This is a genomic window from Anabaena sp. 4-3 (assembly GCF_001597745.1).
Classification (GTDB): Bacteria; Cyanobacteriota; Cyanobacteriia; order Cyanobacteriales; family Nostocaceae; genus Trichormus.
Genome location: NZ_LUHJ01000009.1, coordinates 71,224 through 94,109 on the forward strand (window position 1 = coordinate 71,224; position 22,886 = coordinate 94,109).

Consider the following 22,886-nt stretch of genomic DNA (forward strand, 5'->3'; position numbering starts at 1 on the left):
TCGTAAAGTCAGATTACCTGTGATTGGATGGATAAAAACTTACGAAGATTTACCCACAGCATATCAACCCAAATCAGTCACCATCAGTAAACAAGCTCATCAGTGGTTTATCTCTTGGAAAATAGAAGTAGAAACTTCCACAACACCTAAAACGCAAGAGTTTGTAGGCGTTGATTTAGGTATTAATCATTTAGCCACACTTTCAACAGGAGACATATTTGATGGCGTAAAGAGTTATCAAAAGTATGAATCGAAACTAGCCAGAATGCAATACTTGAACCGTCATAAACAATTCGGTTCCAGTAATTACAGAAAATCCCAAATCAAAATTGCTAGGCTACACCAAAAAATAGCCAACATCAGGAAAGATACATTACATAAAATCACCACCTATATCAGCAAAAACCACGCGGTGATAGGGATAGAGGATTTGAATGTCTCTTTTATGTTAGCAAATGGCAAGTTAGCTAAAGCTATAGCGGATATGGGATTTTATGAGTTTCGTAGGCAGCTAGAATATAAAACACAACTATACGGTAGTAAGTTGGTGATTGTGGATAGATTTTATCCCAGTAGTAAAACTTGCTCTAGTTGTGGAGAGCAAAAATCATCTTTGTCATTGTCGCAAAGAGTGTTTAAATGTGAACATTGTGGCTGGGAGTGTGATAGAGATGTCAATGCTGCCATAAATCTCTGTCAAGAAGCGACTAGATTAGTCGTGTTAGCCTGTGGACTAGATAGTGCCGACACTTCTAGGAAGAAGCAGGAAGAAAAAGCTGGCACTTGTGAGCATTTGTGAGCTTTTTTGAATCGGAAAATAACTCTAGTCATGCCCATTGATCATGTAAATGTTTAACAAGCAAAAAACTGTTTGGGCAATTTGAGCCTGATTGTTGGCTCGTGCTACACACAAATTTTTAGTTAAAAAATTTGTGGCTGTTTTGAAAAACGTCATTTAGGTTCGGGAATCTCATGGTAACTAACTCGCAAACCCCAACTGTAGAAGCAAAATCATCCAAGTCTTTACCTGGGACTGATGCTAAGGCGCGTGTCAGTCAATTTATGAAACAGTTACAAGATGAAATTACGCAAGCACTAGAAAAACTGGATGGTGTGGGTAAGTTTCATGAAGATAGTTGGGAACGTCCAGAGGGAGGTGGTGGGCGATCGCGTGTGCTGCGCGAAGGTGCAATATTTGAACAAGCAGGGGTAAATTTTTCTGAAGTTTGGGGTTCTCATCTGCCTCCTTCAATTTTAGCCCAGCGTCCAGAAGCGGAAGGGCATGGTTTTTATGCTACGGGTACATCATTGGTATTACATCCCCGTAACCCTTATGTACCAACTGTTCACCTCAACTACCGTTATTTTGAAGCTGGCCCTGTGTGGTGGTTTGGTGGTGGTGCTGACTTAACACCCTATTACCCCTTTGCTGAAGATGCGGCTCATTTCCATCAGACACTCAAGCAAGCTTGCGATCAACATCACCCAGAGTATTATCCGGTGTTTAAACGCTGGTGTGATGAATACTTCTACCTGAAGCATCGGGGTGAAACACGCGGAGTAGGCGGTTTATTTTTCGATTATCAAGATGGACAAGGGGTTTTGTATCGCGGCCCTAATCCCAAAGGAGAAGCAGCTAACTACAGTAATCAAGTGGGAGAACCAGCACCCCGCAATTGGGAAGATTTGTTTAGTTTTGTGCAAGAATCTGGTAAAGCGTTTTTACCTGCTTATGTGCCGATTGTGGAACGCCGTCATGGGATCGAATATGGCGATCGCCAACGAAATTTCCAACTTTACCGTCGGGGTAGATATGTGGAATTTAACTTGGTTTATGACCGAGGCACAATTTTCGGCTTGCAAACTAACGGACGTACAGAATCGATTTTGATGTCTCTACCACCTCTAGTCCGTTGGGAATATGGTTATCAGCCTGAACCTAATTCTCCAGAGGCAGAACTGTATGACACTTTCCTCAAGCCTCAAGATTGGAGCAACTGGACACCCAGTAAATCATCATGATCATACCCAGGCAGATGCAGAAACTTGCGCCTGATATTAAGTTCTCTGTGTCCCTGTGGGATAGTCATGTCGCTTACCAATCAGCAATTCAATCATCTGGGGTCAGTGAAAAATTTTTTCTGTGATTTCAGTATTTCTGCCTGGGTACTCAGCACAGGTTTGGTGAGTTAAACTACTAAAGGTAAGCACCTAGTCAAAAAAGGTGAAAAATCTAGCTGTATCCCCTTAACTGGGATTTTCAGCACTCAAGAGTCCTGTGATTGATGAGTTGAATAGTTTACAAATTGCTCCAAATATTTAACGCTCAATGTCAGTAAACATCGCTGTCAAAGCTATAAACTTGACTCATCAATTTCAGGACTAAATTAATGACCATCAAATTTGTAATGAGTACCACAGGGAGGCGGAGTGATTGATATAGAACAAACAACCTATACCACTCAAGACGGTAATACTGTGATTGTCTTGACACCAAAAGGTCGCTTAGATATCACCACAGCTTGGCAATTTCGCCTAAAGTTACAGGAGTGTATTTCTAAACTGAGTGGTCATATAGTGGTGAATCTGGGCCAGGTAAATTTTATCGATAGTTCTGGTCTTACATCTTTGGTTGCTGGTATGCGTGATGCTGATAAAGTTAACGGCAGTTTTCGCATTTGTAATGTCCACCCAGAAGCCAAACTTGTGTTTGAAGTCACCATGATGGATACAGTGTTTGAAATTTTCGACACTGAGGAGGAAGCTTTAGAAGGTGTACCTCGCAGTATTGCTAGCTAAGAAAGTGCTGAGTTATCAGTGATTTTGTGACTTAGCACTAAACATTGATGGAATATTGTTCTCTTTTGGTGTAGCAATAGGGGCCAACAATTGCTCCCCAAGTGGCTTTACCTGTCACTTGGTCAATTCCTTTGTCGTAACTAAACAATTCTGTCGGTGTGATTTTCAAACCTAAAGAAACTTGTACTGTATTACCTTGGTAAGTGAAAGTGCAACGAGCCTCCGCAGGGGGTGTAGCGATAAATTGAGATTGGTTTGGAGCTATTTCTTGCTGAGTCACTTGGAGGATACAACCCGGCAATAATTCTAATTGCTCTGGGGTGAGTGCTTTAAGTAAGGTAGGGTTACGACCTGCACCACTTAAAGCACTAGGATTTTTCGGCATATAGTATTGTACTTGTAGCAATGTTTTGTCATCGTTGGGCATTAACCTGAGAATGCGCTGGCGATAAGGATGTTCTAAATTCACAATGTTGGCTTGTTCGGCAAACAAGGTGATGCTATCTTCTCTCCATAGTTCAACTGGCCTTTGCCACAGGCGCAAATGCACATACCATACAGGTTCAGCTAAGGCTTGTTGCTGATTATCAAATTCTCCAGCGAGGTAATTACTCAGGGTAATGAGTTGGAGTGATAAGTTCATATAATGGACGCATGATTGTCAACATGGTGACACAATACAATATATTTCTGGGAATTTTTGCGAAAAGAGGTTGATATCCCTAATTTTGCTAGGCAAAAACCCAACTTGGCAAAGTAGCCTTTAAGGTACAAAATAATATAACGTCGCCCTTAACATTTTCTTTGTGAATAACGTCCGTACTGTTTCTGATACAAAGCGAACTTTCTACTCTCTGCACAGCCGACCGATTAATACTATTTATCGTCGGGTAGTAGAGGAGTTGATGGTGGAAATGCACCTACTGTCAGTAAATGTCGATTTCAGCTACGATCCGATCTATGCCTTGGGCGTTGTCACGACTTTTGACCGCTTTATGCAAGGCTATCAACCAGAACGGGATAAGGAATCGATTTTTAATGCTATATGTCAGGCTGTAGAGCAAGAACCACAACGCTACAGGCAAGATGCTGAACGGTTACAAAATTTAGCTACAAGCTTACCAGTCAATGATTTAATTGCATGGCTGAGTCAAACTACTCAATTACAGCAAGATCCTGACTTACAAGCACAACTACAAGCGATCGCTCACAATGCTAACTTTAAATACAGTCGTTTGTTTGCGATCGGTTTATTTTCATTACTGGAATTTTCTGATCCTGAGTTAGTCAAAGACGAACAAAAACGTACTGAGGCGCTCAAAACTCTTGCTAATGGGTTACATATCTCTGAGGAAAAACTCAACAAAGATTTAGACTTATACCGTTCCAACTTAGACAAAATGACGCAAGCACTGACGGTGATTGCCGATATGATCTCAGCAGATCGTAAAAAGCGGGAACAGCGTCAACAACAATCAACTACTGTAGTTGCTCCCCCCACTCCTAATGAGTAGTTATTAGTCATTAGTCATTAGTCATTAGTCATTAAATAACTTGAGACTATTGACTGTTGACTGATGACTATATTTTTAGATACCTAGCAATTTATAGATTAAGCTGTTGATGATAGTGAGTGCAAACGCCCCTAGCACAGCACTCCAAATACCAAAGCGTAAACGAAAACCTTCTACTAACCAAGCCGCAATACTAAAGCAGACAACGGCAATCATAAATGTGAACAATCCCGATAATAAATTAAAGGTGATTATATCGGGGACAACAAATATTAAGCGTAAAATTGGTCTGACTATTGCTGTCACAATACCTAAAACTGCTGCGGAAATAAACGCTTTTTGTGGTGTGTCAACTTCAACCCCTAAAGGCAACTTACTGATAATCAACAAGCTGATAGATGTTACCACCCACACAATTAACAGTGTCACAATTTCATTCATTGCCTTCAACCCCTGAAACGTGAATGGTGCTTGGCGAGAAATTATTCATTCTATCGATAGATAACTTTTTCCATCAACCGATTATCTGTAAGTTACCAAAGGTTTTTTATTTATTCAGAATTTATTTTGGATATCTTTAGGTTTAGTCAGTCGAAAAGTCAAAGCCAAAAAAATTATTAAGATATTTATGCTTTTGACTTTTGACTTCACCTAATTAGGGTTCTCAGGTGCTACAGGCTGACTAGCAGGTGCTTGGGGTGCTGGTGCATTATCCGTGGGAACTTGTGGAGAAATATCTTGTCCTGTGGGTGGTTGATTGGGTATTGTCGGGATAGACAATGGATTAGGGGCTGTAGGTTGGTTGGGGTTAATTTCTGGGATTGGTGCTGTACCAGGCGCAACAGGGAAATTAGGAGGCACAGATAAATTAGGCACGTTGGGGATAGGTTGCGAAGAAGTAGGTATAATTCCTAAAAATACGCGATCGCCTCCTACTTGTCTGAGTAAATCTAATGTTTCAATCACATCGTTATAAGTCGCTGTACGGGAAGCGTTGAGGATTAAAGTTGCATTGGGGTTAGCTTGCAAATAATTTCTCACCCGTTGTGCTAATTCCTCTCTTCTTACAAGTTGTTTTTCTATGTAAATATTGCCAATAGCATCAATGGTGACAATCTGATTTGCACCGGGTGCATTGATACTAGCGGCTGTATTGGAGCTAGCTTTAGGTAAATCAACATTAATTGCCTGTTGTCGCGTAAATTGCAAAGCTGCTAACAGGAAAAACGTCAAAATACAAAAAACTACATCAATCAAGGGGATGATTTGAATCTGTGCTTCTTCTACTTGTGTATGTAAGTTAACTTTCATGGTTGTACTCTCAAGTCATTAGTCATTAGTTTCTTCCTATTCTCCCTACACCCTTACACCTCCTGTGTTTTAGGAGGAAAATGAACAAAGAAAGCCTGAAATATCAAGCTTTCAGGGTGAGATTAAGTTACAGGTGGTTCAGGAGGTTGAGGAAACTGGCTTCTACGGGATTTACCTGGAGGAAGAAGATTATCCTGTGATACTTCTGACACACTCATTGATGTAGTGTCACTCAAATCAGGCGGGAACTGGCGGTAAAGTAACTCCAATTCATTCCCGGCTTTGCGGAAAACCTTGACTTGATTGACAACAAACCCTTGAAATAATCGATAAAATACCAAAGTAGTAATCGCAACTATTAATCCGCCGGCTGTACTAATTAAGGACTCACCAATACCAGTAGTTGTCCCCGCTACAGACTCAGTTCCTAAATCGCCAATGCGAATTGAGCGTAAAGACTGAATCAAGCCCAAAACCGTACCTAACAAGCCCAACAGAGGTGAGAGGGCAATTACAGCCTCTAACAGCTTTTCTCCCCGACGCATCCCAGCTAATTCATCCTCTGCGGTGGCTTCCAGTGCTAGCCGAAAGGTTTCTACATTTGTTTTTTGTAGACGCAAGGGAGCATAAAGAAACCGTCCAATCGGTTGATCTGTTGCTTGTTTGGCAATATCCGCCGCTATTTCCCAGTTATCCTGGGCTGCATCCAAAACACGCTCAACTATTTGCTTTTCTTGAGTTAAAATTCGCAACCAGAACCAAAGCCGCTCAAAAATCACACTCAAAGATAAAATCGATAGAGCCAGCAAAGGCCACATGGCTGGCCCGCCTTTATAAAACAAATCTATAATATCCACTGTTTAGAATTCCTCCCTGCATTGCTTAAGCAAATATCCCAAAGCATTTTAATTCTAAAGATTAATGCAGTATTACCATACTCTTATACAGAATTGCTCAGTTGGTATGAGGGAATATAACCAGTAGGTCTTTTCGACTCAGTTGGGCGGTTATTCCCACCGGGAGTTTATACCATAATTTGTCAGAATTAAAGGTAATTGGAGGGTTAAATCATGAACTTTTCAGTCCAAGCTTTGTATAATTGGTATCGTAACGTGCTACGTAACCCTAAATATCGTTGGTGGGTGATTTTAGGGTCTATACTCTATATGCTCAGTCCTATAGATATCGCCCCCGATTTTATCCCGATTGTAGGTCAACTAGATGATGTTTTGTTATTGAGCATATTAGTGACTGAGGTATCTGGGTTAGTGATGGAAGGTTGGAAAGCGCGGAAGGGTGAAACCAATACTTCAACAGATTCTACCTCCACTGACGATACAATCGATGTTGATGCTGTCTCTGTTAAGTAGTCGAGATTATTACACTCAATTTAATCTACCCCCTGCTTTTGTTGTGCGATGGGCAAAGCCCCGCCGGAGGCGATCGCACTTGTCATGTTCAAGTAGGGGATATTTTTAATTCGTTTAAATTTCAATTTTTAATTCCCAGCATCCAGAAAATATAAGGCGCATAATTGAAATGTCGCCTGTAGATGAATAAGCAAGCGTAATTTTATCATTTCTGGTAACAGAATTTTGCTTTGTAGAGACTAAGCATGCTTAGTCTCTAAATTTGTAGGAGAGATTCTCGCTACCATACAATAACAGTGGCGATTTAGCTCTGAGTATGACAGCAAAACAAACAAGGCGTAACTTTATCATCACCAGTGCTGCTGTCACTGGCGGTATTGTGGCTTCTGCTGTATTAACTAAGCATTCTACCAATCAGGCTGCACCACCAATATCAATGTCAGAACGTGTTCTAGGACGTACAGAAGTTAAATTACCGATATTGGGTTTGGGAGGCGCAGGACAAACCCCCTTATCTTGGCATAACAAAGAAGCCGATGCTATAGCTTTAGTTGAAAAAGCTTTAAACCTGGGTATTCGCTACTTTGACACTGCTGCAAGTTATGGTCCGAGTGAAGATTATTTAGGCAAAGTTTTACCACCCCATCGCGCTAAGATATTTTTAGCGAGTAAGACTGATCAAAGAGATCGGGACGGTGCATGGCGAGAATTAGAGCGATCGCTCCAACGTCTCAATACAGATTATCTCGATTTATGGCAGCTACACCATGTCTCTTTTACCGAAGAACTCGACACCATCTTTAGTTCCTCCGGCGCAATTAAAGCTGTAGAAGAAGCCATCCAACAAAAAATCATCCGCTTTGCAGGTATTACCGGACACCATGAACCAGAAGTAATTGCTGAAGGTTTACGCCGTTATCCTTTTCACACAACATTAATTCCTGTAAACGCCGCCGATAAACATCACCCCCGTCCATTTATTCCCGTAGTTTTACCAGTAGCGCAAGCGCAGAATGTGGGTGTAATAGCCATGAAAGTTCCGGCTTATGGACGCTTATTTAAACCCGGTGGTTTGTCAGGAATGGAGCAAGCTTTGGGATATACTATGTCTCAGCCAGGGGTGCATTGTTGCGTGATTGCGGCGGAAAATGTCGAGCAATTAGAGAATAATGTGAAAATTGCCCGTGCTTTTCAACCGTTAACAGCGTCACAGTTAGAAGCGATCGCCCAACGTACTGCTACTATCTGGGAAGATGGTACATTTTTCCGTGCGTGGACTTGATAATTCCTAATTAATATACACAACAATCAGACTTAATCAATTTTTATTCACAACTCCTATAATTTTGTAAATCTGCTTCAGAAACTTGATCAGAAGGAACTAGCTTGTAATGTTTTTCATGAACAATTTTTACTTCACCTTCATCCATTGTTAGTTCAAACATAGCAATTAAATTTTTCTCCAGAAATTGTGCTGATATAGAACGACAAATTAGCTCAGGAAATCTTTCTGTGCAATAACCAATATCTTGTTTTGTTTGAGTAACACCAAGCTGATCATTTCCTGCTTTAGCTTGTACAGGTATTATAAATTGCATACCATTACGATTTATTCCTACCTGGTTTATAATAACGATTAAAAATTCCAGTAACAATAGAGTTATATATGCCTTCTTTACTCATGAATACTTTTTTAAACAGATTTGATTTGATTTCTAGTTTTGTTTCTTGTTCTAGGCTCTATAGTATGCGGAGCAACCTCAAAATATTGAGCAGCTTCCGACATATCGAGACTTAGTAAAAATTCTTCTCCTAAATTCTTTACTGTAGGAGGTTTATATGGTTTTATGCCAATAGATTTGATAATTTCTAACCCAACTGCTTTAGCTAATAAAGGAGGTACAGAATTTCCTATCTGTCTAAATCCATGCCATTTAGTGACATGAAATCTAAACCAGTCAGGATAAGAATGTAAACGTGCAGCTTCCCGCACAGTAATACAGCGCGGAATAAACGGATGAATTGGTCTAGGAGAAGTAAAAGCTCCTCTATTACTTGCAGTTCCCGCTCTCAGTGTATTAGATATTCCTTCTGGATCAAGTTTATGAAAGCGACTTATTGGCTCGACTTTTCCATGTGAAGTAGCTGCAAATCTTTTGATAGATTCTAAAGTATGTTTTGTTCTTAAACTTGAAGTTAATATTCTCGAATCATACTGACGTTCATAAGAATAATCATTATTGGCACAACTAAGCCCACGAAGTATTCTACCATAGTCACTTGGCTTACCAAAATCTGCAACTACCCAATCTTGTTGATATAATTCTTCATATTTTTCTACTTCAGGTAAATCTTGAATAGCATCCCAAACTGTAGGACATAATGCCAGTTCATTTTTCCGATTAAATTTCTTATTTTTGCCATGTTTCGTGATAGCAAGTGGATAATTTGGTAGCACAAAATTATAACGACAACCTAGTAAAAATAATCTTTCGCGATTTTGTGGCACTCCAAAATCAGCCGCATTTAGAACTTGATAGTTTTTAGTGACTTTGTAACCATTATGTTCAAATTTACTGATTATCTCTTTCAAAAATTCTTTGTGCTTGCCGACAGTGATACCTTTGACATTTTCAAAAACAAAGTATTTCGGCTGTAACTCTAATACTACCCGGATATAATGAAATACAAGAGAATTTCGAGGGTCTTCAAAAAAACGTTTACCTATCAATGAAAACCCTTGACATGGAGGACCGCCAAATACTACGTCAATTTCTTTCTCACCAATTAATGAATTATTTCTAATTTCTTGTCCCGTGATCTTCTCAATACTTTTACACAAAACAGTCCAAAAAGGAAAATTAAATTTATGTGTAGCACAGTGGATCGGGTCAAGTTCAACAGCTGCAAGTATGTCAAATCCTGACTGTTCAAACCCAAGTGTCATACCACCTGCACCAGCAAATAAATCGACACCAATAGGTCGTTTTTTTATATCATCGTCAATCATATTTAATATTTTTGCTTTATAAAACTAACTGTTAGCCTGATGATTATCTCCTTATCCTTATCAGGATAGCTAACTGATACTATTATTTTCTTAAACTGACTGTAAAGTATAATTAATCAACCAGAATTGAAAATCTAAACTGAATTAATTTGGTAGCATTTGTAGTATTTCTTGTGCGGCGCGATCGCATACTCCTATTTCTCCTAAAGATTGGCGCATTTGCTGATAATCGGCTAAGGTTTGCTGTCTGCGTTCAGGATTTAGGAGTAGTTCTATTGCGGCTTGTGTAATGTTCTCTGGGGTGGCTTGTTCTTGCAGTAATTCTGGTACTATGGGTTTCATTACTACTAAATTCGGTGGGGAAGCAAAGGGGATTGAACCTTTGAGGATTTTTCGCGCCACCCACACTGTCACGGGATTGAGTCGGTAAACTACAACCTGCGGCACGTTTAATAAGGCTAGTTCTAAGTTGACTGTACCAGATTTAGTAATGGCGCAATCAGCCGCCGCAAAAACTTCTTTTTGTTGACCTGATATGACTGTAGCTCGCAGTCCGTAAGATTTGACGGCTGCTTCTATTGGCTGTCGGAATGTTTCTAGAGATAGGGGAATCCAAAAATGTGCTGCTGGTAATTTTGCTTGGATAGTTTGAGCAGCTTGAAAAATTACAGGTAGGAGATATTTTAATTCTTGTTGTCGGGAAGCTGGAAGTAGTGCGATCGCAATTTGTTCTGGTGCTATACCTAATTGCTTCCGGGCTTCCTGGCGGCTAGGAGCGTGCTGCATTCGGTCAAGTAGGGGATGACCTACCCAGGTGACATTCGCCCCGTTATCGCGAAAATAACGCGCTTCTTCGGGGAATATTGCCAGGAGCTTATCCGTAAAGCCGACAATGCGGGAAGTATTCCGCAAACTCATTGACCATACCCACTCTTGCGGCGCAATGTAATAAACTACAGGTACATTTGGTAAATGCTTTTGTATATAGCTACCAATACCGATATTTGGCCCCATGTAGTCAATCAACACCACGAGGTCTGGAGGATGTTGTTTTAAATAGGCGATCGCTCGTCTTTGTACCAATAAAGTTGGTAACACATAAGGCAATGATTCCAGAATACCCATTGAACCAATACCACTGGTATTTCCCAAAATCGTAGCCCCGGCTGCTGCCATTTTATCGCCACCCAAGGCGACAATTTCTAAGTCGCATCCAGTCGCCACAGCTTGACGTTGCAAAGCTTCAATCAACAGCGAGCCTTGTAAATCGCCAGACACCTCGCCAGTGCTGATAAATATTCGCATTTCAAAATTCAAAATTCAAAATTCAAAATTCAAAAACTTGCAACGGCTCAAGGCTGGGAATAGGGAATGGGGAATAGGAAGCCATTAGTAATTCCGTTAAACTAAACTTGCTTAAATCTGTTCAAAGACTTAAGACGTTAGCTTCCTGTTTCATTCTGGTAATGTCGGCATTATCCAGTCCACAGGCTTAAAATCGGGCGTAACTCACCCTATTTTGGAGTTTTTACATTGAGAGGCTTTGCTACTTTACTCCCTGATTTTCAGCCATTTAAAATTTCTGGATTTTCTCAATTACCTTGCTACAGGCTGGCTACTCTCAAAAGTTTTGTACAGGTTCTCAAGCCTAAAATTTTTTTTAGCTTGGTTTTCGCTTATCCCTAATCATAGTGGATTTTGAGTAAGTTTGAGCAAGTTTTTCAGCACTGTTTAATTCCCCTCATCTTCCTCATCTTCCTCATTTCCCTTATCCCCTCTACTTTCTGCCTAAGCCTCATCACTCGCGCCTGATTTACCTCTACCGGGAATCAAACCGCGTCTTCCTGGCATTTGTGACAGTAATAAGAAGCGGCGCAGGTTTTGTAGTTCTTCGGTGTCTCCGAGGGATTCTAGCTGCTCCAATGCTTCCTTAAAGGTTAAATTAGAACGGTAAAGAATACGAAACGCTTTTTTGAGCAGTTGCAAGTCGCTGGCTGGCATCCCAGAGCGTTTGAGTCCGACTAAGTTGAGGGTTCTAATTCGTCCGGGATTACCTTCCACAAGCATATATGGTGGCACATCGCGGTCAATCCTTGCCATCCCTCCTACCATTGCTTGTCTACCAATATGTACAAATTGATGCACACCTAAAACGCCGCTTAGTCTGGCGCGGGATTCGATGTGGACATGACCAGCCAACGCAACAGAGTTAGCTATCACTACAGAATCCTCAATTACACAATTATGAGCTACGTGAACATACGCCATCAGCAGGTTGTTGTTACCGATAACAGTCGCTTCTCCTGCACCAGTGGCGCGGTTAATGGTGACGTACTCACGAATCAAATTATTATCGCCAATTTTGACCCAAGTTGGTTCTCCGACAAACTTGAGATCCTGGGGTTCCATACCGATGGCTGCACCTGGAAAAATTTGATTTCCTGCCCCAATTTCACAAGGCCCTTCTAATACTGCGTGTGCGCCAATAATGGTTTCCGCACCCACTTTAACGTGCGCTCCGATCACAGCATAAGCACCGACTTGCACCGTTGGGTGTAGTTCCGAGTTTGGATGAATTACAGCAGTGGGATGAATAAGCGTCTTCAAGGGTAAATCTCCAGAACTATCTTTAAAAGCCAACGCCGATGGCGTGACTGAGTGTGTGAGTATTCAGTAGAAAAATGTCGGGCAAGGCAAAGTGTGAGGGCAGTGAAAATCAAGAAATTATCAGATGCTTTTGTGAGTTTTTTGTTTACTGCTATCCTGAGTGGGGATGGCGTAAAAGTACATCACGGCTGTACTATACACCACAAAAGCCCAATTTTAATTCACTAGAGAAAACATTAATTCGCCTTCGGCGGCGAGTTGACCGTCAACCTCGGCTCGCGCTTGCATTTTACCGAATCGACGTTGTTTAATCCATAACAGTTCCACCGTCATGACTAGCTGATCTCCGGGTACTACTTGGCGGCGGAAGCGGACTTTATCAATACCAGCAAACACAAACAGTCCTCCTTCCAATTCTGGCAGTTGTGTCATTACCACACCACCAACTTGTGCCATTGCTTCTACAATTAGCACACCCGGCATCAGTGGTCTACCAGGAAAATGTCCTGTGAATTGCGGTTCGTTGATCGTAACGTTTTTAATACCTACTGCCCGTTTTCCCGGTACATAGTCAATAATTTTATCTACAAGTAAAAACGGGTAACGGTGAGGTAGTAGTTTTTGGATTTCTTCCGATGAGAAAGTGGTTTTAATCTCAGGTGTAGTGTCACCTTGAGATGTAGGTGCAATGGGCAAAGCCCCGCCGGAGGCGATCGCGTCTTGGCTATTCACTTCAGAAAGGATTGACATTAGCGGTGTGTTAGATTTTTAATCTGAGTATTGAGTAGGTTGATTCACATCTTGTACCAGTTGCTTGATGACAATTTTTGTAGGGTGGGCATTGCTCGCAAGTTGCTAATCCCCTTAGTTTTATTTTCTTGGCAATGCCCACCTTACGCTGATTGAGAATGGTGCTAGATATGACTTGACGTAACTATATCTAAGAATTTGACATGAAATGAGAGCAAAAATCTAGCTATTCCCTGCTAAAATTCTTTGTGCCAGTTGCACGTGTAAGTTATGGCTGGCTTTGTACGCTAAGAAGTGAGCGCGGGGAAAATACCCCAATAAACTCAAATCTCCTACTAAATCCAAGATTTTATGACGTACTGGTTCATTTGCAAATCTTAATGGTGGATTTAACCAACCATCAGGGCCACAAACCAGTGCATTATCCAAACTACCACCTTTAATTAACCCAGACTTTTGTAAATATTCAATTTGTGGCAATAAACCAAAAGTCCGCGCTGGTGCAATTTCTTGGGCAAAGCTAACGCCAGATTTGGCTAACTCACTAGACACAGCCCAACTGTACCATTGATTACCGATAGCAGGCAAGTCAAAATCAATACCATAACTAAAGCGGGTTTCTGGTGAGGGGAGGGCGCAAACAAAAGTATCATCTTGATGTATCCAAATTGGCTCTTGAATCATCAAGGGTTCTTGTTGGTTAATGTCTGTTTGTGTGATTAAACCAACTTCAGCAATGCTAGTTGCCCAAACCCTTGCAGAACCATCTAAAAGCGGTACTTCTGAACCATCTATTTCAATTCGGGCATTATCTACGCCCATAGCGGCTAAGGCTGCTAGTAAATGCTCAACTGTCCGCACACAAACATCACCTTTGCCCAACTGCGTCGAAAGCACAGTTTGATTAACTGCTGCCACTTGGGCGGGTATGATTGGCGAATCCGGCAAATCCACCCGGACAAAGTAGCGTCCACTTCCTGCATCTGTTGGTAGTATCCGCACCTGGGTACTGACACCGCTATGCAGTCCCACTCCGGTTTGGGTGATAGCCGCCGCTAGAGTGTGTTGTCGCATAGGCAAAAAGTCAGTATATTTTGGTTGTTATTTTTCATCTGAGTCTTAGTAAATGCACTAGGGAAAAGGGAGCAGGGGAGGCAGGGGAAGCAGGGGAGCAGAGGAAGACAAGGTAGACAAGGTAGAAATTCTTTAAGAGTCAACAGTCAACCATCAACAATCCCCATTTTGAATTTTGAATTTTGAATTTTGTAGGCTTGCCTTCCCGCAGGGTATTTTGAATTGATTTGTCCCCAGTCCCCATTGACTTAAAATCTTTCACCAATACCAAAATTGATGCGGCTATCACCGTCATCGTTTATACCGTAGTCAATACGAATCGGCCCTAATGGTGATTGGACTCGCACGCCTAAACCGTAGCCGTAGCCTGTACCATTTTTGTTCAGTACATCAGCTGCTTTGGTACTGCTGCCTAAGTCACTGCCGACATCAAAGAATAATGCGCCACTGACGACTGAAAACACAGGGAAGCGATATTCTACTGAGGCTTGTACATAGCTGCGTCCACTGCTTAATGCTCCTTCTTCATAACCCCGGATGGAGTTACTACCGCCGAGGGTAAAGGCTTCGTAGGGTGGTAAGTCACCGAGGACTGTACCGCCTTGGATGTTAAAGGCTAGGGTTTCCGGGCCTTGAGTAAAGCCGGTGAATTTCACGGGTAAATATTGACTATAGCTACCCCGGAGTCTGGTGAGGAAGATATTACCTGAGCCGATGGGTACTGATTGATCTACACCAAACCGGAGGAATGAGCCGCTAGTCGGTTGTAAAGGATTGTTACGGCGATCGCGCTGTGTTCCTAGTTGCAGTAATAACAAGTCATCTTCCCCCGTTCCTGAGAAACTCAGAGGTACATCTTCACTGATTTGTTGACCTGCATCATTAAACACAGCCCCCAATCTTCTCTTATTCCCATCAGCATCACGGGTACTGACTCGTTGATACTGTAAACCCGCCGAAGCCGTCCATTCTGACCTGGCGTAAGGATTAGCTGACAGGGGACGGGTAAAGGTAATACCACCACCTAAGCGGGTGACGCGGGGACGATCCTGTTCATCTGTATCCGTAGGATTAGCAGGGTTAAATGTTCTAATATCGTCATCTGCGCCATCAAAAATCAACGAAATGGAACGACGGCGGAAAATATTGGCTGTGTAAGAAGTCCGGTAGGGGTCGCCTGCAATCCAAGGATCGGTGAAGCGGAGGTCAAATAGCAGTTCTCGTTGACCTACCTGAACTTCTGCGCCTAGCTTTTGGTTTCTTCCACCCAGGTTCTGTTGCTGATAGCTCACAGTACCAAATAATCCACTGGCGGAACTAATACCAGCCCCAGCCGCAATAGAACCGCTACTGCGTTCAACCACATTCACGACTACATCTACTTTACTGGGGTCTGTACCAGGGTCAAGGGAGACATTGACATCTTCAAACAATCCTGTACCAAATACCCGTTGTAGGTCTTTTTGTACGGTGTTACGGTTGAATACTTCTCCTGGCTTCAACTCCAATTCTCGCTTAATCACATACTCCCGCGTGCGTCCCCGAATTGGTTGTCCTTTTTCGTCAGTTTCCTGCCCTTCTTTATTACGGAATCTGACTTTAATATTTTCTACTACCCCTTCAGCTACTTGTAGGGTGACAACTCCATTTTCTGAAACCTGTGGCGCGCCGATGACGTTGGCTAAAACATAACCTTGGTCTTGATATCGCTGAGTTAATTGCTTGATGCCTTCTTGTAAATCCCGCAAGTTAAGGATTTTGCCATACTGGTTACGAAAGATTTCATCGGCAGTACCAGGAGGTAGGACGGATGCAACATCTGTACTAGGGTTAGCCTGTATTTCTACTTTGCTCAATACAGGGTTGGGTTGGACAATAAAGCTGACTCTCACCCCTAAAGGTGTATCTTCTGGTACTGCTTGAACGTTGGAGAAAAAGCCAGTCCCAAAGATGGCGTTAATGTCTGCTTGCAGTTGGGCGCGGGTGGTTGTCCGTCCTGGTTGGGTACGAATGACGTTGTAAACTTGGGTTTCTAATTCTGGTGGTAGTTCTCCTGTCTGTGGCCTGACTACTACTTCAGAAACTAATACACGAGGTTCGGGCGTTTCTGGGGTAGCGTTGGGAGTGTTAAAATTTTCTGGAATAGGAGTTGGTGAAACTTCTGGAGTGGGTGTTGTTTCTGGGGCTTGTACCAGTTGCTTTGCAGTTCCCGTAGGTAGGACTACTTGTTTTGTTGCTGTTGTGGCTGTGGCTGTTGGTTGAGACGAAGAAATGACGACAGGAGGCTTAATAGCTAATTCCTGCTGACTTGCATCAGTGCCAACACCAGCAACCACAGGTGCAATTTTGGGCTGGGAATTTGGCTTTTGAGGAAAGGGGTTTGAGGTTGTTGAGATTTCTAAGGTAGGTACTGCAACCTCTTTTGTTGCTGTAGCTGCGGATGCGGTTGCTGAATTGGGAAATGATAAAGCTACAGGAGAGGGTATTTCTTCGACTGTCTTCACTTGGGTGAAGTTGGATGGGACAGATGAGGAAATTTCATCCTGTTCTGCTTGCTGATTGCTCGCAGTTGGTAAAACTTCTGCTGTCTGCTCTACACTGTTAGGAGTTTGTGCATCGGCACTTAAAGAACAATTTAAAGGTGCTGTGATAGCTACAGCCGCCACGAATACTGGAGATAAACGCATTTTACTTATATTCCTCTTCACATCCACACACCATCACAAAGCAATCTTATTTATATCCCAGAGGTCAAAGGGAAAATTAAACTATTTACTTCTACCTGTTTATTGTCAATAGGACTTACACAAGTTGTAAAGTTATTTTAAGTTCTGAGTCAGGGCGGGTTGATCAATAATTCTGTCTTCTTACAGATTCACTCTGAGAATCCGCCCCTACTTTAGTCCTGATGCTTGTACGCGTAGCGTCTGTTCGCCAAGAAGAGAGGACTTTAGTCCTCTAGTGCGGACGCTACGCGTAGCTTGCTTCCCCAAAGGGGTACACTACAAACAAAAAGTGATAATTTTTGTAAGGTTGGCGTAAGTTTTTTTGATATGTCTAATTTTTTGTTTCTACTACTTGTAGGACTCTTTGTAAAACCTCCTCATACGCATCTTCTACATTCCCCAAGTCTTTACGGAAACGGTCTTTGTCCATGACACGGCGATTGGGATCTGTTTCTGTTGTGTTCCACAACCGACAGGTGTCGGGACTAATTTCATCGGCTAAGAGTATTTGCTGTTGTGAGTCCAAACCAAATTCTAGTTTGAAGTCTACTAGGGTAATACTGCACCGCAACCAAAAGTCTTTCAGGAATTCGTTAATTTGTAATGCAAGATGGGTAATTGTGTCTACTTGTTCCGCCGTAGCTAGTTCCATGAGTAAGAGGCGATCGCGTGTTAATAGTGGATCTCCCAATTGATCGTTTTTATAATAAAACTCGACTAGCGGCTGCTTTAAAACTGTACCTAGTGCTAACCCTGTTTGCTGACACAGACTACCAGCCGCAATATTGCGGACAACTACTTCTAAGGGCAAGATTTTCACTGCTTTCACCCGCATTTGGTGCGGTTGAGGATTATCTATAAAGTGCGTCTTTATACCAGAAGCTTCCAATTGTTGAAACAGCTGGCTGGAAATGCTACAATTTATCCTCCCTTTGCCTAGGATACTGCCTCGCTTTTGAGCGTTAAACGCGGTAGCATCGTCTTTAAAGTCAGCTAGCAAAATTTCTGCTTCGTCAGTTGTATAGAGAATCTTTGCTTTGCCTTCGTATAGTTTGGAATGAACAGACATGATGGGACGTAAAGTGTTAGGGGATGGACAGATGTTGTCTTTTAAGGCTTAACTATTTTATCTTTTGTTATTGAAAATTAGTCATCAACCCATAGTTAAAGCATTATCCGTTTATTTTGGAGACTAAGATTTTTCTAGACAAATAGTCACTTGAAAGCGCAACTAAGGACTATAATCTGCTTATATCTGGCTTAGGGCAGATGTGGATTGTCTTGTATGGGTGATAGCTTAAGTCTGACTGTTGATTTTTAACTAATACACTGGTAGCCTTGTTTGTCAATATTGCTTTGGGATTAAGGATGTAAGTATCTTTTGTTACTATTTACTTTTATTACAACAGAAAAACATGACAGGACAATTTTTTAAAAAATGAAATAAGATGAAATAAATCGTTAATTAAAGGGAGAGACTCATAGCTGCGCTGACAGGTATAATGAGGGCTTTGTTAATTCATCTGATTTTGACAAAATTTTCCGTGTAATTATCTAATGTTCAAGTTAAAAAAATCAATTTCTTCATAGCATACCTACGGGATTAGGATAATAAATGGATTTGACGGACTCTCACACAAGAGATAGATATAAAGATGAATTAATTTAGTTGCCAGAAAAATTTTTGTGACTTGCATACTTGCAGTCATTACCTGTTTTACAAACGATCAACACCGACACGACCGAAAACGGTTGAGAAAATATTAATATTTTTCGGTGGAGAAAAATAAAAAGCTTTGAGATAGTTGCTAGTAGCAGTGCCGAACATTTACCCAATGTCAAGCAAACAGTCGGCTAGTAATTCAACTTCAAATATGAAAACCGAGAGGAGTTGAATAAATGGAGCAAAGAATAGTGAGCAAAGATAATTTTATCTATCCTCGTGGTCGTTATTACGGTCATGTAAAGCCAGAAAATTTAGTTTTTAATGCCAATTTGCAAGAATTTGCCCAAAGAGTTAGTTACATTTGTAATTTAGAAACTGGCGGAAAGCTGTCGCCAGAAGAAGCTTATGAACAAATAAAAGTTTTATGGAAAAACTTAAAACGTACTAAAAAACAACTGCAAATTGGCGAAAACCCGTTTCAAAGCGAAAGCGATCAGCCTAAAAGTTAAGGGTATGAGAGACTTGTAACAGGAAGGCAGGAAGACAAGGGGGATACATCAGTCGATTGGCTGATGGCATTGGGCATAGGATTTTTTTCCTCTGTACTGAAAACACCCCGGTTTTCTTGTCTTTCTTGTCTTCCTTGTCTTCCCAGTCAAGAGTCAAGAGTCCCTACACTCTTGCCTGTTGAGCAAATATCACTTTTTCGTAGTAATCCTGTAGCTGACGGGTGGCTGATGCCCATCCCCATTTTTCAGCTTCTCGGCGAGCATTTTGACGGATAGTGTCGCGTTCTTGTTTGTTTTCCAAAAGGCGAATAGTGGCGTTAATGGCATCTTGTATATCAGCTTGTGGGTCAAAAAGATACCCATTGACACCATCTGTAACAATATCGGGAATGCCACCAGAACGGGCTGCGACTACGGGACAACCAGCCGCCATTGCTTCTAGTAGAACTAAGCCGAGGGTTTCTGTACGGGAAGGGAAGATGAACGCGTCGGCACTCGCAAAGGCAGATCCTAACTCACGCCCCCTGAGATAGCCAACAAAATAAGTATTTGTGCCAGCAAAGTGTTTTTCTAAGGCTTGGCGGTGGGGGCCATCTCCTACGAGTGCTAAACGCGCTTGAGGAATGGCTTCTAAGATGGGTTTAATGCGTTCGATTTCTTTTTCGGCAGAAAGACGACCAACGTATAACAGCAATGGGCTTTCTGGGTGATTTTGCGTGAGGCGATCGCGCATTTGTGAACTAGCTAAATCGGGGTGAAATAATTCTGTATCTACTCCCCGTTGCCACAAATCTACTCGTTCAATACCATGTGCTGAAAGTTCTGCCATCATCGCCGTAGAAGTACATAGATTTAAAGCTGCTTGATTATGCCCAGCTTTCAGCAGTTCCCACAGCAACCCTTCTAACATCCCCAAGCCGTAATGCTGAAGATATTGGGGTAAATGAGTATGGTAAGAAGCAACTAAGGGCAGTTTCAGGAATTTGCTATAAAAAATCCCAGACAATCCCAAAACTGCCGGGTTGACAACATGAATAATATCTGGCTGAAACTGTTCTAGGGCGTAACCAATAGCTGGGCGAGGTAAGGCAATTTTTAACTCTGGATACAAAGGTAAGGGAAAGCCACTAACGCCGTAAACTTTCGCACCTTTATGTTCAGTAATACCACCTTCAGGAGAAAAGACTAAAACTTGATGGCCAATACGTTGTAAATGGTCAACGGTGTGACACAGGCGTGTCACAATCCCGTCAACCTTGGGTAGAAAGGTTTCGGTGAATAGGGCAATTCTCATAGAAAATTATGCAGTCAAAAAAAAGGGTGTAGGGGTATGGGCGTGTAGGGGTGTAGGTGTTGACAACCCTTGTACCCTTACACCCTTAAACCCTTATACCCCTGGAAAACGAAGCAATTTTTTGCTTAAGTGCTGGTTTAACTTCTATGCCAAGAGACTTTAGGTAAAATTTGCTTGTGATCAACTCGTTTTTGATACTTGACAGCAAAGTTTAGCAGAGAATCGAGGAGAGAATCAGAGAGATAGTGAGGTTGTAACCCTAAATCGAGTAATTTAGTGTTTTTGGCGTTGAAGTAATGTTCTTCTTTCTCGACTCTGGGATTTTCTAAGTTATTGATGTCCACATTCAGTCCTAAAGCATTACCGGCTTTTTTCACCATTAATGCCAAGTCACCTACACTAAACTGTTCGGTAAATTGGTTAAATACGCGGAATTCGCCGGGTTGTGCCGGGTTGGCGATCGCAATTTCAATACAGCGCACTGTATCCCGAATATCCAAAAATCCGCGAGTTTGTCCACCTTTACCGTAAACTGTCAGGGGATGACCTATCGCCGCTTGAATACAGAAACGATTCAACGCTGTCCCAAACACGCCATCGTAATCTAGGCGGTTGATCAACAGTTCGTCCATTCCTGTTTCTTCGGTAAGGACTCCATAAACCACACCTTGGTTTAAGTCGGTGGCACGTAAACCCCAAATCCGACAAGCAAAGTGGATATTATGGCTATCGTGTACTTTGCTCAGGTGATACATTGAACCGGGCTGTTTCGGATAGGGTAGGGTATCTTTGCGCCCATTGTGTTCAATGGTGATATAACCTTCTTCAATGTCAATGTTGGGTGTGCCGTATTCACCCATTGTTCCCAATTTCACCAAATGACAATCGGGAAAATCTGCCTTCATTGCATACAGCAGGTTCAATGTACCGACGACATTGTTCACCTGGGTGAGAACTGCGTGTTCCCGATCAATCATGGAAAACGGTGCTGAACGCTGTTCCCCAAAATGCACTATGGCATTTGGCTCAAATTGACGCAACGCTTTGTGCAGAAATTCGTAGTTGGTAATATCGCCAACGAACAAGTCAATGGATTTACCTGTTAAATCTTGCCAGCGTTGGAGGCGTTGCTGAATTGGTGCGATCGGCGTGAGGGTTTCGATACCCAGTTCATTATCCCAATGCCGGCGCACTAAACTATCTAAGATTCCAACTTCATAACCGCGATTGGAAAGATACAGTGCGGTTGCCCAACCGCAATATCCATCGCCACCAATAACTAGGACTTTCATTTTCACCAGTTTGTACTCGCTGTTAGCTAAATCTACCAGTTTTCTGTACCTGCTCACTCAACATTCTTATGGATGTGATGAAATTAGGGAATAGGTAATACCAAATTCAAAATTCAAAATTTAAAATTCAAAATTAACAAAGTCAGTTGCCATCTGGACTTTGAGGCTTGTATGCGTCAATCCTGATGTTCAGTTGATGATGGCTATTCAGGAATTCGATACTGTTGGGCTATGTAGTCAAATAAACGATAGTAATCTGGAAATTCTGGACTTGGGCTTCTTCCCTGCCAGTAGTATCTCACTTGATTCTGTTCCAGCGTCAGTTGCATGGAACTTACGGTATCACCCACTTCCACCAACAGCACCCCGGACACTCCTTGGACAGTTTGAAAGTTAGGACTGGTTGCGGTGTTGCTTGCTGCTGATAGCTGATTACTAGCCCACCCACGAATTTCTACAGTTTTGTTTCGAGGTGAAACAAACGCCATGCCATCATCGTTGCTGGGTGCGGCTAAAGCTTCCCAATTACTGGGATAGGGAAACCCAAAGCCATAACGGGAATTGCTGTAAGTCTTCCATCCAGGTGCAGAACATCCCCACAGCATGAAACACAAAGTACAAATGTAAACAATCAATTTGCCGTTAGACACCATGCCAGCAACTCAAGAAATTATAGTATAAAAATTTTAGTTAATCTACATGTTTTTACTGTAGTAATCAACAAGCTTACATTGATAATTATCGCCAAAATTTAGGTTATATAGGGAAATTTTACCAAAATACTAGCTGATTAAATCTGTGAGAAAAGCATTAATCATTAGTTTCTTATATAACTTGTTTGCTCACATTTTTTTGTAACAAATCAGTGGCGATTGTAAAGAAGTGTGACAAAATTGCCATCAAAGCGGCTTACTGTCTTGACAACAAAGCTGGCAGTGGATAACGTAGTATACATACCCGGGTA

At 41.9% G+C, this 22,886-nt stretch carries 22 protein-coding genes; 7 read left to right on the plus strand and 15 right to left on the minus strand.

The features are described 5' to 3' along the window. From A3775_RS00770 to A3775_RS00780, 3 genes are all read left to right on the plus strand, one after another. Positions 1 to 799 (plus strand): transposase (locus A3775_RS00770; RefSeq protein WP_231866913.1); only part of this gene is annotated, 799 nt, incomplete at its 5' end. A 173-nt stretch (positions 800 to 972) separates the two neighbouring features. Next, positions 973 to 2,022, plus strand: coding sequence for an oxygen-dependent coproporphyrinogen oxidase (gene hemF, locus A3775_RS00775; RefSeq protein ID WP_066379408.1), 1,050 nt, complete (start codon positions 973 to 975; stop codon positions 2,020 to 2,022). Between the two features lie 408 nt (positions 2,023 to 2,430). Next, positions 2,431 to 2,799 (plus strand): STAS domain-containing protein, encoded by a 369-nt coding sequence (locus A3775_RS00780; RefSeq protein WP_066379406.1) that lies wholly within the window; start codon positions 2,431 to 2,433, stop codon positions 2,797 to 2,799. A 37-nt stretch (positions 2,800 to 2,836) separates the two neighbouring features. On the opposite strand, the gene A3775_RS00785 is transcribed toward A3775_RS00780, so the two are convergent. Beyond that, the gene (locus A3775_RS00785) at positions 2,837 to 3,442 is read right to left on the minus strand and encodes a chromophore lyase CpcT/CpeT (RefSeq protein WP_066379402.1); all 606 of its coding nucleotides are present in this window, start codon (positions 3,440 to 3,442) and stop codon (positions 2,837 to 2,839) included. A gap of 163 nt (positions 3,443 to 3,605) precedes the next feature. Here A3775_RS00785 and psb29 point away from each other — a divergent pair, with 163 nt between their 5' ends. Further along, entirely contained in the window at positions 3,606 to 4,313 is a 708-nt protein-coding gene (psb29, locus tag A3775_RS00790) for a photosystem II biogenesis protein Psp29 (protein ID WP_066379396.1), read from the plus strand. Positions 4,314 to 4,388: 75 nt separating this feature from the next. Here the strand turns inward: psb29 and A3775_RS00795 are convergent, their stop codons facing one another. The 3 genes from A3775_RS00795 to A3775_RS00805 form a co-directional block, all read right to left on the minus strand. Further along, entirely contained in the window at positions 4,389 to 4,754 is a 366-nt protein-coding gene (locus tag A3775_RS00795; RefSeq protein WP_066379394.1) for a phage holin family protein, read from the minus strand. Positions 4,755 to 4,964: 210 nt separating this feature from the next. Continuing rightward, positions 4,965 to 5,624 (minus strand): biopolymer transporter ExbD, encoded by a 660-nt coding sequence (locus A3775_RS00800; RefSeq protein WP_066379393.1) that lies wholly within the window; start codon positions 5,622 to 5,624, stop codon positions 4,965 to 4,967. 122 nt (positions 5,625 to 5,746) lie between these two features. Further along, a complete protein-coding gene (locus tag A3775_RS00805) occupies positions 5,747 to 6,481 on the minus strand; it encodes a MotA/TolQ/ExbB proton channel family protein (RefSeq protein WP_066379391.1) in 735 nt (244 codons plus the stop codon). A 213-nt stretch (positions 6,482 to 6,694) separates the two neighbouring features. Between A3775_RS00805 and A3775_RS00810 the strand changes: the two genes are divergently transcribed. Beyond that, positions 6,695 to 6,994, plus strand: coding sequence for a YkvA family protein (locus tag A3775_RS00810; RefSeq protein ID WP_066379384.1), 300 nt, complete (start codon positions 6,695 to 6,697; stop codon positions 6,992 to 6,994). 316 nt (positions 6,995 to 7,310) lie between these two features. Continuing rightward, on the plus strand, positions 7,311 to 8,276 hold the full coding sequence (locus A3775_RS00815; RefSeq protein ID WP_066423446.1) for an aldo/keto reductase: 966 nt from the start codon (positions 7,311 to 7,313) through the stop codon (positions 8,274 to 8,276). Positions 8,277 to 8,319: 43 nt separating this feature from the next. On the opposite strand, the gene A3775_RS00820 is transcribed toward A3775_RS00815, so the two are convergent. From A3775_RS00820 to purC, 8 genes are all read right to left on the minus strand, one after another. Next, on the minus strand, positions 8,320 to 8,649 hold the full coding sequence (locus tag A3775_RS00820) for a hypothetical protein (RefSeq protein ID WP_197480070.1): 330 nt from the start codon (positions 8,647 to 8,649) through the stop codon (positions 8,320 to 8,322). A 38-nt stretch (positions 8,650 to 8,687) separates the two neighbouring features. Then, a complete protein-coding gene (locus A3775_RS00825) occupies positions 8,688 to 10,004 on the minus strand; it encodes a DNA cytosine methyltransferase (RefSeq protein ID WP_066423449.1) in 1,317 nt (438 codons plus the stop codon). A 144-nt stretch (positions 10,005 to 10,148) separates the two neighbouring features. Next, on the minus strand, positions 10,149 to 11,309 hold the full coding sequence (gene lpxB, locus A3775_RS00830) for a lipid-A-disaccharide synthase (protein WP_066423521.1): 1,161 nt from the start codon (positions 11,307 to 11,309) through the stop codon (positions 10,149 to 10,151). Between the two features lie 483 nt (positions 11,310 to 11,792). Then, the gene (gene lpxA / locus A3775_RS00835) at positions 11,793 to 12,611 is read right to left on the minus strand and encodes an acyl-ACP--UDP-N-acetylglucosamine O-acyltransferase (protein WP_066379624.1); all 819 of its coding nucleotides are present in this window, start codon (positions 12,609 to 12,611) and stop codon (positions 11,793 to 11,795) included. A 216-nt stretch (positions 12,612 to 12,827) separates the two neighbouring features. Continuing rightward, positions 12,828 to 13,361, minus strand: coding sequence for a 3-hydroxyacyl-ACP dehydratase FabZ (fabZ, locus tag A3775_RS00840; protein WP_066379373.1), 534 nt, complete (start codon positions 13,359 to 13,361; stop codon positions 12,828 to 12,830). Between the two features lie 222 nt (positions 13,362 to 13,583). After that, positions 13,584 to 14,435, minus strand: a complete 852-nt coding sequence (gene lpxC, locus A3775_RS00845) for a UDP-3-O-acyl-N-acetylglucosamine deacetylase (RefSeq protein ID WP_066379371.1) — start codon at positions 14,433 to 14,435, stop codon at positions 13,584 to 13,586. Positions 14,436 to 14,683: 248 nt separating this feature from the next. Further along, on the minus strand, positions 14,684 to 17,122 hold the full coding sequence (locus A3775_RS00850; RefSeq protein ID WP_066423454.1) for a BamA/TamA family outer membrane protein: 2,439 nt from the start codon (positions 17,120 to 17,122) through the stop codon (positions 14,684 to 14,686). A gap of 370 nt (positions 17,123 to 17,492) precedes the next feature. Further along, on the minus strand, positions 17,493 to 18,230 hold the full coding sequence (gene purC / locus A3775_RS00855) for a phosphoribosylaminoimidazolesuccinocarboxamide synthase (RefSeq protein WP_066379364.1): 738 nt from the start codon (positions 18,228 to 18,230) through the stop codon (positions 17,493 to 17,495). Between the two features lie 830 nt (positions 18,231 to 19,060). On the opposite strand from purC, the gene A3775_RS00860 reads away from it, so the two are divergent. Then, positions 19,061 to 19,336 carry a hypothetical protein gene (locus A3775_RS00860; RefSeq protein WP_197480071.1) on the plus strand — a complete coding sequence of 92 codons (276 nt, stop codon included), beginning with the start codon at positions 19,061 to 19,063 and terminating at the stop codon, positions 19,334 to 19,336. A 163-nt stretch (positions 19,337 to 19,499) separates the two neighbouring features. On the opposite strand, the gene A3775_RS00865 is transcribed toward A3775_RS00860, so the two are convergent. From A3775_RS00865 to A3775_RS00875, 3 genes are all read right to left on the minus strand, one after another. After that, complete coding sequence (locus A3775_RS00865; protein WP_066379362.1) at positions 19,500 to 20,630, minus strand: glycosyltransferase family 1 protein; 1,131 nt, start codon at positions 20,628 to 20,630, stop codon at positions 19,500 to 19,502. A gap of 137 nt (positions 20,631 to 20,767) precedes the next feature. Continuing rightward, positions 20,768 to 21,922 (minus strand): NAD-dependent epimerase/dehydratase family protein, encoded by a 1,155-nt coding sequence (locus tag A3775_RS00870; RefSeq protein WP_066379360.1) that lies wholly within the window; start codon positions 21,920 to 21,922, stop codon positions 20,768 to 20,770. Positions 21,923 to 22,125: 203 nt separating this feature from the next. Continuing rightward, positions 22,126 to 22,575: a hypothetical protein gene (locus A3775_RS00875; RefSeq protein ID WP_066379358.1), complete on the minus strand. Its 450-nt coding sequence runs from the start codon at positions 22,573 to 22,575 to the stop codon at positions 22,126 to 22,128. Positions 22,576 to 22,886: the final 311 nt, after the last annotated feature.